The sequence below is a fragment of the Paenibacillus validus NBRC 15382 genome (assembly GCF_004000985.1).
GTDB lineage: Bacteria > Bacillota > Bacilli > Paenibacillales > NBRC-103111 > Paenibacillus_G > Paenibacillus_G validus.
Map to the genome: position 1 here is coordinate 195,836 of NZ_BIMH01000005.1, position 15,438 is coordinate 211,273.

Below are 15,438 nucleotides of genomic sequence, written 5' to 3' on the forward strand. Positions count from 1 at the left end.
AGGGTAACTGCTTAGGAAGATTAGAAGCGGCTACGACGTGAATTCGGAGAGGGTGAGAAGAAGCTATGCTGCAAAGATTGAAAGCTGACCATCGTCGACTGGTTGATCGTCGAGGTCCGGCCGGCTCGCTGCGCAAGCTGTTCGCCGCGGCGGCAATTGCTGTATTAACGGCAGGTTTGCTGCCGATGCAGCAAGCGGATGCGAAAGCTGCGGACGGAACAACCATCATCGGTGACGATGTCGGCGACGTGCTGGCGACCGATATTAAAGCATACGTCCAGGGCAAACCCATTCGCTCGATGAATATTGACGGGTACACCGCTGTTGTTGCCGAGGATTTGCGGCAATACGGCTTTGACGTCGTATGGACGCCTGCGGATCGTAAGGTGACCATTTACAACCGTCCGGCCAAAACGTTGGAGGCGCCGCCGATAGAGCAGGAAGCTGCTCTTCCTGTGGGCATGAAGCTCAGCGATGTGCTCTATACCGATATCCGAACCTACTATGGGGATCAGGAAATTCCGTCGTACAACTTGAACGGACGGACTGCGATTCGGTTAAACGACCTGGATCGCATGGGATTGGTGGAATGGAATGAACAAGCAAAGACTATCGCATTCACGCCGGCTAAAAGCGAGGCGCCGGGATACCCGCCAATGGAAAACGCGCCTCTGGTTCTTCGCGAGGTGAACTCCATCGAACTGAAGGATATTGTGATTGGCAACGATACTGTTGTATACCAGGGCCAAACGATTGGAAAAATCGTAGACGGAAGTCCGATGATTTCGCTTGCTTTTATGGGGGAAGCCTTAGGGTATGATCGAACCAGTCTGGGTTCGCACTCGGGCTGCGGCCAAGTGACGCTCTGTTTATACAACGGCATATTCGGCATGATGGCGCATGCACCTAACGTAACCGCTTATCCCGAGCATCCATTAGATATCCAATTGTATGGGTCGGGCGGGCAAAGGGGCAGGTTTCCTGTGAAAGCCGTGCCTGCCGACGCTGACTCCGACGTGCTCGTTAGTGAACGCGATCTTCAGCAGCTGTTTGGCTATAACTCACAATGGAATCCGGATACAAAGAAGCTCGATATCCTGTATGTCGACTATAAAGTCGATGACTACGGATTGCCTGCAGATTATCGAAACTATTATTATGCTCCGAATGCTGTTGGATACATGACGGGTACCGTCAGTCAATTTCCTGAACTCAGGATACTTGACAGGAGAAGTATCGATCGAACGTCCCGCGCCAGCTCGATCGGTTTGATCGGTGAAGCCGGGGCCTATGATTACGGAGGTCGGAAAGGTTTATCCAAATATCAATTTCAAACGGAGCTTAGGTTCGATATCGGCTCCTACGGTTATGACCTTGACTTGAAGGTCGGTCAGCGCATCTTATTCAGCTCAGAGCTTGAGTTCAATTTGACTCCGGAAACAGCCGATCCCGTCATTGACTACCCCGATCCTTCCGGTTTCGGGGAAATAAGCCGAATCAGCTTCGATCAGCCGGCACTAGGCTATACGGAAACGGAAGCGGCTGAGGTTGTCTTCAGCGGGACTGCGTCTAAGCGAGTCGGATCGGGACTTACCGTTCTAGTGGAACGGCAAGTATATGGAGGCGGTTATGAACTGGATAAGAAGTTTGAGGTTCCGTTCGAGGGAGACCGCTTCTCGTTCACCGTGGATACGTCTGACGATTACCGGTATTTGACGAAGGTCACCGTCAGGAGCCAGGTATCTTACCCGCGCGGCACCTATGAAATGGATGTGGCGAGATTTTATTTGAAGAAGCCTAGACCACAGCCCTAATCAACGGGTTAACAAACAACAGTTCGTACGGCGAGGGTGACTATACGGCTTGACGGAACCCGCGGTTACGTGCTAATCCGCCACTCTAAAGGTTAACTATAGCTTCATCAAGACAACCCAAGCAGGCGCCGCGGCGACCTGCTTTTTTCATTGAGGCGGGTAGCAGAGCGGAAAAGTTTGGATAACTTCACAGCTTTACATCTCGTTCCATCTCCTTTGAAATCCCCCTGGCTTTTTTAGAAATTCATCTCCATTCGTAACCGCTGCACTTCTTCTTCCAGGCTAAATCCTTGGCTCTTTGGCCTCCTTTTCCGGCCCCTTGGGCTCTTCCGCACGATACGTTCACACTCTCCTTCAAAATCTATATTTATAATTTTCATCCAAATTGGGAATGTTTTAACTGTTATAAACTTAACAGCTACAGAGTCAGTACCTTATACAAATAACTTCTTTAACATGGTTAATTTCTGACTTTCTTTAGGAGGATCTATGAATCTGCACACGGAACAACTCCGACAAAAAGCTCATGAACTTGCACTGACCCATGAACCATATCTTAGACGGCGGCCATCGAAGCGTCGTCTATGGCGGAATTTTACTACGGACATCGAGAATTTGCGCGCGTTCGTACGCTCCTTGCAAGGACGTCGCTCAAGCTGCTCGCAGCCAGCGGAAGAATGGTTCCTCGATCACGCGGAGTTCATTGAGGAGCAGGGGTTAGTCGTTCAAAACCAGCTTACCGGAAACTTTTTGCAGCATTTGCCGCACCTGCGCAAGACCGGTGAGCCACGGATACTTTCGATCTGTGCCGATTATCTTAACCATATGGATGGGAACCTGAACGAGAACTCTTTTGTTTCCTATATCAATTTTTATCAGGAAGTATCGGTTTTGACGATTGCCGAAACGTGGGCGATCCCGCTTATCGTACGGATTGCCTTGGTACGGCGGCTGGCAGAAGTCATGGAACTGATTCGCGAACGGCAGGAGGTGTGTTCTCTGGTCGAAAGGCTGCTGGAGCGAATAGAGCCGTCGAAGCTAAATCCCGAAGCGCTTAGGGCTGCACTTGAACAAGCAGGTCAGGATATGCCGCTCTCCGGTCCGATGATCGTCCACCTGGTCAGCCACCTGCGCGAATGGGCAGACGATTCAGCAACCATGCGTGAATGGCTGATGTGCAAATTGGAAAACGGTCCTGACAGCCTCGATCGAATCGTCTCCTATGAGTATCAGCTTCAAGCCGCCTATCAAGTGACTACAGGCAACGCCATCAGCAGTCTGAGAAAAATCACGCGCTCGGACTGGCGCGATCCGTTCGAACAAATTTGCCTGGTGGAGCACACGATGCGGCAAGAAAACGCCGGCGTCTATCCATTGCTTGATGATTCAAGCCGCGACGCGCTGCGAGCAAGCGTTGAGCAACTAGCCCGCCGCTTTCGTGTGCCGGAAAATCTGGTTGCCAAGCAGGTCGTAGAGCTAGCAGCGAAGGAGTATAACCAGGCGTGCGCGGAACGCGGACAGGCGTGCGCGGAACGCGGACAAGCCTTCGCAGATACTGCGAATGGTGCTGCGGAGGGGAATAGAACCGCAGGAAGTACGGCAGATTCAGACGTTATGCCTCGTCAAGCGTTTATCGCTTATTACCTGCTCGAACCGAGTGGCGTCAAAGAGCTGCAACGCGCGCTGAAACAATGCAGCAGCCCCCGCCGTTTGCCGCAAATCGGGCTATGGCAACGAGCTACTCGCGTATATTTCACCCTGCTCACAGGATTGTTTGCATGTGCCCTTCTCGGATTCGCTGCGTGGATCGGTGGCGGTGCCAGCTATACGATGATCGAGTGGGCGGTGATTTTGCTCATGCTATCCGTACCCGTGAGTGAGTGGGCGGTGACGGCGACATACTGGATCATAGAATGCGCAAGGCAACCGCAGCCGCTGCTGCGCTATGATTTCTCGCATGAAATACCGGCTGAGGCGACCACGATGGTCGTCATTCCCGTTATCTGGTCAACCGTCGAACAAGTGCATGAAATGGCAGATCGACTGGAGCTTCATTATCTGGCCAACCGCGATTCGAATATTCACTTCGCCCTTCTGGGTGATTTTGTCGATGCCGACGCGGAGAGTCTTCCGCAGGATGCCGCAATTCTTGAAGCTGCTCGCACAAGTATTGAGAAGTTGAACCGTACTTACTCCCATACGGGCGGGAATAGTACGTTTCACCTCTTTCAACGCCGCAGGTTATGGAACCCGTCTGAGGGAGTATGGATGGGTTGGGAGCGCAAGCGGGGCAAATTGGTAGAGTTTGTCGAACTGCTACAAGGACAAGCAAATACGACTTACGACTTCGTAGTCGGGGACTCAAGCGTTCTTCCGAGCATCCGTTATATCATTACGCTCGACGCGGATACACAGCTTCCGATAGGCAGTGCTCAGCGGATGATCGGTACTTTGCATTTGCCATACAACCAGCCGAGGCTTAACCGCTCGCGGACACGGGTTGTCGAGGGCTACGGCGTGCTGCAGCCGCGCATTGGCATTAGCCACGAATCGTCCTTACGTTCGCGATTGGCCTATCTTTGGTCAGGTGACCCGGGAATCGATCCTTACGCGTTTGCCGTTTCCGATCCGTACCAGGACGGATTAGGGGAGGGTATCTTTACGGGTAAGGGGATATTCGATGTGAATGCATTCGCACAGGTTCTGTGTGAACGTATACCTGAAAACCGGGTCCTAAGTCATGATTTGCTGGAAGGCGGCTTTTTGCGTGCCGGATTGCTGTCGGACATTGAATTGATTGATGACCAACCCGCTACGTTCAGCGCATATCAGAAGAGGCTGCACCGTTGGGTTCGTGGCGATTGGCAATTGCTCTCATGGCTCTTTCCCCGCATTTCCGACCGGCGGGGGAAGCGTTTGCCGGTCGATTTATCCGCTCTTACTCGCTGGCATTTGATAGATAACCTGCGGCGCAGTCTATTTCCGCCAGCATTGTTCGCTCTACTGCTGTTAGGCATGATCGTACTTCCCGGATCACCCGAACGGTGGTTTGTTTTTGGAGCAGCTACATTGGTTTTGCCGCTGATCCGGCAGCTCGTGGCGATTCGGCGAACCATTCGGCGTCCCCGAAGCTTGCTTTCGACGGCTTTGCAAATTATGGTTACCCTGTTGACTCTGCCGTTTCAAACCGTTCTGCTGCTCGACGCAATCGGTAGAACCTTATACCGGTTATTCGTATCAAAGCGTCATTTGCTTGAATGGGTCAGCTCTTCGGAAATTGAACGCCGCAACCGTGGAGGGCGGCATGTTACGCTTCTGGGGATGTACCAAGGATACGTGCTGGTGTTTGTCTTTGCGCTGGCAGCAGCGGCCAGCGGCAGTTCAGCGGCACGGTTGACAGGCTTAGCGCTCTGCGCGATATGGTTATTCGCTCCGCTTGCGATCCGCTGGTTGGACCTGCCAATACAACGGGCTGAGCGGAGGCTTGAACCGGATGAAGAGAAAGAGCTGCGGGCGCTGGCTAACCAGATTTGGACATTCTTCGAGGACTTTGTTACCGCAAAAGACCATTGGCTGCCGCCTGATAATGTTCAATTGGAACCACCCAATGGGATCGCACATCGAACTTCGCCTACCAATATCGGGCTTTTTCTTGCCTGCGCGCTTTCTGCACGGGATTTCGGATTTATCGATACGCCCGGGTTGGTTGAGCGTTTGGAGCGTACGATCGATACGGTTGAGCGCATGGATAAATGGAATGGCCATCTTTATAACTGGTACGATACGACCACTTTGGAACCATTACCTCCTCTGTACGTCTCAACGGTGGATTCCGGCAACTTCGTCGGCTATTTAATGACGGTCAAAGAGGGGTTGGCCGAGTGGCTCAAGACAGACTTCGAACCGAACGAAGGGCCGGAGTCGTATGTGAAGGATCGGGGCAAGGCCGAAGAAGCCTTAAATGTGGCATTCGCCGAGGAGTTGATGCCTTCACTGCAGGGTGAAGTTTCTGACAAGACCATAGGAGCGGCAGACGCAGGAGTTCGGGGTCATGGAGAGAGGGCGGACCGCGAAGCATCGGCAGACACTGCCTTAGAAAATTGGTTGGCACGCGGGCAAAATCTGATCGCCCGCATCGCGTTATTGATTAACGAGACAGACTTTCGTCCGCTTTACGATCACAAAACCAAACTTTTCACATTGGGGTACCATGCCGCGCTGCAGGAACGCGATAAGATCCTGTATGACCTGATGGCATCAGAGGCAAGGCAGGCAAGCTTTATTGCCATCGCCCTCGGTCAAGTGTCTGTAGCGCATTGGCGTGCGCTCGGACGGACAATGACGAAAGTCGGGAAGCGCGCCGCGCTGCTCTCTTGGTCCGGAACCATGTTTGAATATTTGATGCCTTGGCTCATGATGCGCACCTATCGGAACACCATCTGGGAGAGCACCTACCGTGCCGTGGTGGAGCGGCAAATCGACTACGCCCATGGACGGGGTGTTCCATTCGGTATTTCCGAATCCGGTTATTACGCGTTTGATTATCAGATGAACTATCAATACAAGGCGTTTGGAGTTCCCGGTCTCGGCTTCAAGAGCGGCCTGGAACAAGATTTGGTCGTGGCGCCGTATGCTGCCATTCTGGCTTTACCTTTCGCAAAGCGTCGAGGGCTTAAAGATTTGCGCAAAATGGAAGAGCTCGGCGCCCGCGGCAAATATGGCTACTATGAAGCCATCGATTTTACGTCCGAACGGATGCCGAACAATCAGACTTGCATGGTCATCCGAAGTTTTATGGCCCATCATCAAGGTATGAGTTTGCTTGCCTTGGCCAACATGCTGCTGCCGGTAAAGATGTACGAACGGTTTCACCGGGACAAGCGCGTGCAAGCGGCAGAACTGCTGCTGCAGGAACGTATTCCCGCGCGCCCCAAAATCATTAAACACCCTGCAATGGCACGCGAACCTGTACCTCATGCAAAGCCGGTTCAAAATGGCGCCCTGAGGGAATACCTTACCGCAGACACGCGTACTCCGGAGGTGTGTATACTTTCCAACGGAACCTATACGACCGTGATGACGGGCAGCGGCGGCGGGTTCAGTCGATATGAAGGTCTGGCCGTCTCGCGTTGGCGGGAGGATCCGGTATTGGACGATTGGGGGAGCTACATCTATATCCGTGACGTTAACCGTGACGTGGTGTGGTCTCCGGCGTTTCAACCGTGCCGTGTTCCGTCCTCTGAACAACGCGTGCAGTTCTCGCTTGATCGGGCCACATTTATGCGCGCAGACGGAGACGTGCAGACAAGTCTTGAAGTCTGCGTGTCGCCCGAATGGAATGCGGAAGTTCGCCGATTGACACTCACCAATACGGGGAATGAGGCGAAGATCATGGAGGTCACAACGTTTCTTGAACTGACCTTGGCATCTCCTATAGCTGATGATGCGCATCCCGCCTTCAGCAAATTGTTTATCGAAACGGAATATGCGGGCGATGCCGAGTGTCTCCTCGCCCGGAGAAGGCCACGTCAGGAAAGTGAGAAGCCCTTGTGGGCGGCGCATTCACTTATGGTGGAAGGACGAACACTCGGACCGGTGGAATACGAGACTGACCGGGCCAGCTTTATTGGCCGCGGGCATACAATCTCCCAGCCGAAGGGGATCCGTTCCCGTCTTCGTGGAACGGTGGGCTCAGTGGCTGATCCTGCCTTTATCATGCGTCGGCAGTTAAGCATCGAGCCCGGTGAACAAATTCAACTGTTTGCTGTCACCTGCGCTGCCGATTCGAAGGAGGAGGCGATCAGTCTCGTCCGCCGATTCCAAGAAAACCAAGTCGTGGAACGAACCTTTCAACTTGCATGGAATCGCAGTCAAATCGAGCTTAGGCATCTGCACATCACTGCCGCCGAGGCGACGGCCCTTCAAACCTTTGCAGGCCAGGTGCTGTATACGCCGCCGCTGAGGGAGGAGCGGATGGATAGAATCACTGCCAATATAAAAGGACAGTCCGGACTCTGGTCGTACGGAGTGTCCGGGGATCGCCCGATTATCCTTGTACGGATCGAGAATCGGGCCAATATGAAATTTATTGCCAAGCTTCTGATCGGACACGAGTATTTACGCCGCATGGGGTTACTTTTCGACATGGTCATTCTGAACGAATCGCCCGGGGGGTACCAGCAGGATTTGCAGGAAGCGCTGCGCAGCGCAGTAGAACACGGCATTGACCGGCATGGCGCAGGACATGGAGGCGTGTTCATCCTTAACGCTAATCAGCTTCCGGACGAGGATAAGACACTGTTGCTGGCAGCAGCCCGTCTTGTCCTTCGCGCGGGTGGCCCGAGTCTGAAGACGCAAATCAAGCTGCCGAGGCCGGAAAAAGAGTTGCCGGCTCCGCTGGAGGCGACAGCGCCGTTATCCAGGTTCGGGAACCCGCCTCCGGAGGACGTAGGTAATTTGCTGTTCTTCAACGGTTGGGGAGGATTTTCGCCCGATAGCCAGGAGTACCGGATCGTGCTCAAAAACGGCAATCATTTGCCCGCGCCATGGATCAATGTCATCGCCAATCCACGCTTTGGCTGCCTTGTTTCCGAGCTCGGTACGGGCTACACATGGTGGCGCAACAGCCGTGAGTGCAAACTGACGCCTTGGTCAAATGATCCTGTACTTGACCCGCCGGGCGAAGTCTGTTATTTGCGGGACGAAGAGAGCGGTGAAACATGGACTACTACTCCGTCTACCGCACACACTGACCAATCCTATACGGTTTCGCACGGACGGGGATTCTCGAGGTTTCAACACGAGAGACACGGCGTCATGCAGGAAATGACCGTTTTTGTTCCGCTCCATGATCCGGTCAAGGTGATCAAATTGCGGCTGCAAAACAGGACTTCCGAGCGGAGACGCCTTTCCGTCACCTATTACGCTGAATGGGTGCTGGGTGTACGGCGTCAGGCGAACGCCTCCTTCATCGTTACGGAATGGAACGAATCGGCCCAAATGCTGCTGGCACGCAATGCCTATCAGGAATCATTTCGCGATGCGACAGCCTTTCTGGGTTTGTATCTACCACAGGAATCGTCAGAGGAGTCATTGAACACGGAATCCGGAGTGCAGCGGACCGATCCCGTCGGGCCTCCGGATCTGTCCTGGACGGCAGACCGCAATGAATTTATCGGACGAAACGGTACGTATGAAAAACCCGCAGCGCTCGGCCGCGAGCGCCTGTCGGGAACAACGGGACCACTTTATGACACCTGCGGGGCCGTGCAGACTAAGCTTACGCTGGAGCCTGGAGCCGAACAGACAGTCTACATTCTGCTTGGTTGCGAACATTCGCAGGATGCCGCCGTGAAACTGGCGCAAACCTACTGCCAAGCCGGTGTATGTGAGCAGTCATTCGCACACGTAGGGGAATTCTGGGATGATGTGTTGGACCAGATCTCGGTTTCTACACCATGCCCGGAGATGGATGTCCTGCTGAACGGATGGTTGATTTATCAGACGCTGAGCAGCAGAATGTGGGCCAGATCCGCTTTTTATCAAGCGGGAGGAGCATTCGGCTTTCGTGATCAGCTGCAGGATTCATTGGCGCTTCTGCATACCCGACCCGACCTTACACGGGCACAAATTTTGCTGCACGCAGCGCATCAATATGTGGAAGGTGATGTGCAGCACTGGTGGCATGAAGAAACGGAACGCGGCATCCGCACGTTTTTCTCCGACGATTTACTATGGCTGCCGTATGCAGCCTCGCGGTACGCCGAACATACGGGGGATGACAGCTTATTTGAAGAGATAGCGCCGTTTCTTCATAGTGAACCGCTGCGCGAGGGAGAACATGAACGATACGAGCCGACACAAGTTTCTGAACAAAGCGGAACCATTTACGAGCACTGCTTGCGGGCAATCGACAAGGCCTTGCAGCGTTTCGGCGAACATGGGCTGCCGCTGATCGGAATCGGAGATTGGAACGACGGCATGAACCTTGTCGGCGCGAAAGGCCGCGGCGAGAGTGTATGGCTCGGTTGGTTTCTCTACGAAATTCTGGGTCGGTTCACGGATTTGTGCCGGGAGCGCGGTGATGTGCAGCGGTCAAACCGTTACCAGGATGTAAGGGACCGGCTCGTCTCTTCACTTGACGAGCATGCCTGGGATGGGCAGTGGTACCGTCGTGCCTTCACCGATGCCGGACAATGGCTCGGTTCTGTACACAATCGGGAATGCCGTATCGATGCTATCGCTCAGTCATGGTCGGTCATTTCCGGAGCGGCGCCAAGGAACAAGGCTCTGCAGGCGATGCAGTCATTTGATCGTGAACTTGTGGATCGGGAACTTTCCGTCGCACATCTTCTGATACCGCCGTTTGACCGTACGGACCCTAGTCCCGGTTACATTCAGGGTTATCCGCCCGGAATTCGCGAGAACGGGGCCCAGTACACACACGGTGTCATATGGAGCATCATCGCTTGGTGCCGTCTTGGGAACGGAGACAAGGCGTTTGAATTGTTTCACCTGTTAAATCCGCTAACGCACACGCGTACGCCAAATGAAGTACGGAAGTACGCCGGTGAACCCTACGTGATGTCGGCAGACGTTTACACGGCGGATCCTCACAAAGGACACGCCGGCTGGACTTGGTATACGGGTGCTGCGGGCTGGATGTATCAGGCGGGGATTGAATGGATTCTCGGACTTCGCAGACGTGGGGAACGGTTGTACATGAGCCCGTGCATTCCTTGTGAATGGCCGGAGTTTTCCGTCCAATACCGTATTGGCGGGACGCGCTATCACATTACGGTCAACAATCCGTTGCATAAGTCCAGCGGAGTGACCGCATTACAATTGGACGGACAAGAAATTGTCCTGATGGAACACGAAGCAACAGACGGTTACTACGTTGAATTGTGCGACGATGGGCAAGTCCACCATGTCGTTGTGACGTTGTAGGTTCAGGGTATAGATTGGGCGGTCGTCGTCGGATGAAGTAAGGCATGCTGCTTTACGCCAGATGACCGCCGTAATCTGCACAGGTTGCGAATGGATTCGCGGAATTTTGGTTTCTTACACCCTCAGTGACAATAACCAGTTTTTTGAAAAAAAGTTATTGATTATTTTGGAAGGGTATGTTAAATTTAAAGCGTTAACAGGATTGTATACAATATAACAAAGTTAAAGTGACTAAACGGATAAAATAGTATACAATTCAAAAAGTGGACTTGCGATATTTCGTCGTATTATACCGAATAATAATTATTTTATCGTAATTGTACACAATATCATAAATTGAAATCATAATAATCAACCGAATTACGTTAACGAGTTGAAACTCAAATGGAGTGTGCAAAAGTGAAGAAAGAAGCAATGGTTAACCATGATCAGGGCAATTCGAGGTTTATTGTGGTCTATGAAACATTAAAGAAAAAGATTATGGAAGGTGAGTTACCTTCAAATACTCCCTTAGTCGAAGAAAAATTGGCCAAGGAATTTCAGATGAGCAGGACGCCCATCAGGGAAGCGATCAGGCATCTGGTCCAGGATGGTTTGGTCGAATTTTTTCCGAGAAGGGGAGCTTTGGTTAAAGAAATTACGGTAAAAGATCTTGAGGATATATTTACCGTAAGAGAAGCTCTCGAAGGTATTAGCGCTAGAATTGCGGCAAGCGTGATAACGGAACAAAAGATTATTTTGCTGCATGAGGCACTAAAAAAAGCTGATCAAGAACTTGAAAACGGAGACAAGGATCAGTCTTTTGAACTCGGAAACACATTACATGAGATTGTCCTTGACGTTGCAAACAACAATAAGATCTTGACGATCGTTTCCGATTTTAAGAACCAAATTCAGAGATTTCATTATTTTTCATACCATATTCCTGGAAGATTGGAATTATCCAATAAGGAACATTGGGAAATATTTGAAGCTATTCAAGCCGGGGATGGTGAACTTGCGGAGCGCAGAATGAGGAAACATGTGAGGGGAACCAAAGAATCCATCCTATTTGCAGTGAAAAATAACATTCGAACCATATAAATGAACGGAGAATCGCAAGGCCGCATTGCCAATTCCCAACTCTTTTAGGAGGTACGATTATGAAAGTTAAAAATATTCAAACGTACATTTTACGAACGCCGTTAGGTAATGAACGCTTTTTCTCTTCCCAATGCTCTTTTCCTGAGAGAAATAGTTTAATAGTTAAAATTGAAACGGATGATGGGATTATTGGGTGGGGGGAGGGAGGGCAGTATGGTCCTCCTGAACCAGTCGCAGCTGTTGTTAAACACGTCTTATCACCAAAATTAATAAATAAAGAGTTACAAAATCCGATTAGAATTTGGGAACAAAATTATGCAGATACGCGGGATTTTGGACAAAAAGGAACTTATATTGAAGCGTTAAGTGCAGTAGATATCGCTTTATGGGATATCTATGGTCAGATGTTAAATAAACCGGTGCATCACTTAATTGGAGGCTCCTTTCGAGAAAACGTATTTGCCTATGCAACAGGCTGTTACTACAGAGGCGAGGATGTTCTGAATTACAAAGATTCATTGCCTAAATTGGCTGAAGAAGCTCGTTCTTACGTCGATGCGGGTTTTCGGATTTTAAAAATGAAAGTAGGCCTGTTGTCAATAGAAGAGGATATAGAGAGGGTTAAAACCATTAGAGAGGCCATTGGTCCTAATACTTCCCTCTTGGTGGATTGTAATCATGCTTATAATGTGTTTACGGCAGTGAAAATGGCGAAGGAGCTTGAAAAATTCAATGTCATGTGGTTGGAAGAACCCGTTGTTCCAGAAGACCGGATTGGTTACCGCGAAGTTAGATCTTCAACAAACATTCCCATTGCGGGAGGAGAGTGCGAGTTCACCAGATTTGGTTTTAGAGATTTATTTTTAGGAGGCTGTGTAGATATAGCCCAACCGGATATTTGCGTTTCCGGAGGGTTTTCCGAATGGATGAAAATACAGGCACTGGCCTCAAGCTTCGGTGTAACGGTCATTCCACATGTATGGGGGTCAGGAATCGCCCTGGCAGCGGCTCTTCATGTATTAGCATCGATCCCGCCGAGTCCGCATACGGCAAATACCGTCCCGTTACAAAACGAACCTATAGTTGAGTACGATAGAAACCCTAATCCTCTCCGGGATGAGCTTTTAAAAACACCGATAACCTTACAAAATGGAAAAGTGCCGGTTCCTCAGAATCCTGGACTAGGAATTGAAGTCAATTTAGATGTGATCTCAAAATATGGAAGCGAATTTTAAAAAGGGGTACTCACATGTATAAAGTTAGCATTTTAAAAAATGCAGACTGGTTTGCCCCTGGTACTGTTATATATGATCATGCCTATGGGGTGCACGAGCCGGTAAAAATTTGTTTGGTTTGTTTTTTAATTGAAGGTCAAGGCCGAAAAATTATGGTTGATACAGGGATGGATGGGATTGATCAAACTTATACGGAGGAACATAAAGACCAGTTTGATCATTTGAGTCCAAGTAAAGATACAAATGCATTATTAAAGGAGGTTGGTACTTCTTGTGAGGAAATCGACACCGTTTTATTAACACATCTGCACTTTGATCATTACTGGAATGTAGAACAGTTTCCCCATGCGAATTTTATAGTAAATCGCAAAGAATGGTTTCACGTATTAGACCCGCAAAATCTGCCGATCAACCCTGTTAAGGCTTTTCCAAGAGAACCGTTAGCATATTTAGCCGGGGAAGCATTTGGACGTCTGACTTTAATTGATGATGAGTATGAAGTATGTCCAGGCATATCGATGCATTGGGTTGGCGGTCATTCGCCTGGTGGAATGGTAGTCAAAGTTGTAACCAATGAAGGTCCCGTTATTATTGTGGGGGATGCCTTTTATCTCTACGAGCAAATTGAAAACAACATCCCGATTGGATATTGTACGGACTATCGTGAGGTATTAGCCGGATATGAATGGTTGCGTAAACAAAACGCAACACTGTTACCCGCACATGATTATTCATTATTCCAAAAACATCCATCATTAACGATAGGGTAGGAAAATTTGCGAAAGGGATAACCTAATAACGTGTTTTTGTAAGCGGTTACAATACAGGTGACGAGATGGCATGGCCCATTCAATCCGACCTCTAAGGCGAACGACGGCAGGCGGCGAGCTACGGTAAAGTGTGAAATCGCGGAGCTCTTTAAAGGGGGTGGCAGTCATGTGACCGCTAGTCGTGACCACGTATATAACGTTTAAATAAGCTCGAACTAACTCTAAAATTCTGAAGGAGGAATTAGCTATGTCATCTTTAAAATTCACGCTTGAAAATATTGATAAAGTCATTGACCGGAGTGCCATGGTTGCGCCGGAGATTGATCCGAAGCGCACGGTGTTACTCGTGATGGATATGCAGCCCGTATGCACCGATCCCGATGGCGCGCTGGCCATTCCGAGCGTGGGAGGTGCCCCGAGCGGAAAGGACACGGTCGAACCGGTCGAGCGGGTCGTCAAGCGGTTCCGTGAGGAAGGCAGTCCGATCATATGGTCTCAGTGGGGCCTGAGTCCTGAAGGTCTCGATAAGGGCATCTGCGCCCTGAAGTGGCCGGGCTTAAATCCGGGCACGCCGGAGTCGCCCGCAAGCTGGGGGAACCCTCAGACAGATAATTTTGCGGGCAACCTGGAACCCCGGGAAGGGGAACCCGTTCTGCGGAGAAGCCGCTTCAGCGTCTTCGTGGGCACGCAGCTTGAAGAATACTTGCGGGAGCTCGGGACGGAGTTCCTGGTGATCGCCGGCATCACCTCGGCGAACTGCGTCCACTCCACCACGATCGACGCATGGAACCGAACTTACAAGGTCATCGTGCTTGCGGACTGCACGACCGCGGTCCCGAGTCCCCATACGCACGATGTGCCTCTCGGGTACGGACAGCACTGGGAAGCGCTGCGTAATATTCAAATGAACTACGGCGACGTGATCACGAGCGAGGAGCTCTTCGAGAAGCTGGACAACGCCAAGAAATATCAGCAGGCGTAATGCTCATCTTAACGATTAACGGCAAGGGCCGGCGATTGCCGGCTAGGAACACGAACGGAAGTTGATCATGGATGTTCATGAAAGGGAGCGAAAGATATGAGGCTAACCGGCAGGCGCGTTGCGCTGCTTATCGAGGATGATTACCAGGAGCTGGAGGCGTGGTATCCGGTCCTCCGGCTCCAAGAGGAGGGAGCGACGGTCGTAATCGTCGGATCGGGCAGGAAATCCACTTATGACAGTAAACTCGGCTACCCGATCACGGCTGACCGGTCCGCGGACGAGGTCAGTGCGGATGAGTTCGACGCGGTTGTGATTCCCGGCGGATTCGCTCCGGATCACATGCGGCTCTCTAAGCCCATGGTCGATCTTGTCCGCGGGGCGTACGAGTCCGGGAAGTTGACGGCGGCTATCTGCCACGGCGGATGGATGCTCGCGTCAGCGGGTGCGGTACGCGGGCGGCGGGCGACGGGCTATCTGCCGATTCGCGACGACGTGGTGAACGCCGGGGGCGAGTGGGTAGATGCTGAGGTCGTGTGCGACGGGAACGTGATTACGTCCCGGACGCCTGAAGATTTGCCGGCCTTCGCCCGGGAGATCGTCAAGTA

7 protein-coding genes are annotated in these 15,438 nt (G+C 51.3%); all 7 read left to right on the forward strand.

Annotated features, from left to right (window positions below; translation table 11 throughout):
• Positions 1-65: 65 nt before the first annotated feature.
• Positions 66-1,814, forward strand: a complete 1,749-nt coding sequence (locus tag PVA01S_RS06125; RefSeq protein WP_127606018.1) for a hypothetical protein — start codon at positions 66-68, stop codon at positions 1,812-1,814.
• A gap of 891 nt (positions 1,815-2,705) precedes the next feature.
• Entirely contained in the window at positions 2,706-10,763 is an 8,058-nt protein-coding gene (locus tag PVA01S_RS06130) for a glycoside hydrolase family 94 protein (RefSeq protein WP_244932914.1), read from the forward strand.
• 399 nt (positions 10,764-11,162) lie between these two features.
• A complete protein-coding gene (locus PVA01S_RS06135; RefSeq protein ID WP_164751748.1) occupies positions 11,163-11,846 on the forward strand; it encodes a GntR family transcriptional regulator in 684 nt (227 codons plus the stop codon).
• Between the two features lie 59 nt (positions 11,847-11,905).
• The gene (locus PVA01S_RS06140) at positions 11,906-13,081 is read left to right on the forward strand and encodes a mandelate racemase/muconate lactonizing enzyme family protein (protein ID WP_054795518.1); all 1,176 of its coding nucleotides are present in this window, start codon (positions 11,906-11,908) and stop codon (positions 13,079-13,081) included.
• Between the two features lie 14 nt (positions 13,082-13,095).
• Positions 13,096-13,851 carry an N-acyl homoserine lactonase family protein gene (locus PVA01S_RS06145; RefSeq protein WP_127606024.1) on the forward strand — a complete coding sequence of 252 codons (756 nt, stop codon included), beginning with the start codon at positions 13,096-13,098 and terminating at the stop codon, positions 13,849-13,851.
• 247 nt (positions 13,852-14,098) lie between these two features.
• Positions 14,099-14,833: a cysteine hydrolase family protein gene (locus tag PVA01S_RS06150; RefSeq protein ID WP_127606026.1), complete on the forward strand. Its 735-nt coding sequence runs from the start codon at positions 14,099-14,101 to the stop codon at positions 14,831-14,833.
• Positions 14,834-14,929: 96 nt separating this feature from the next.
• Positions 14,930-15,438, forward strand: a 509-nt coding sequence (locus tag PVA01S_RS06155) for a type 1 glutamine amidotransferase domain-containing protein (protein ID WP_164751749.1), incomplete at its 3' end; no start/stop codon positions are given.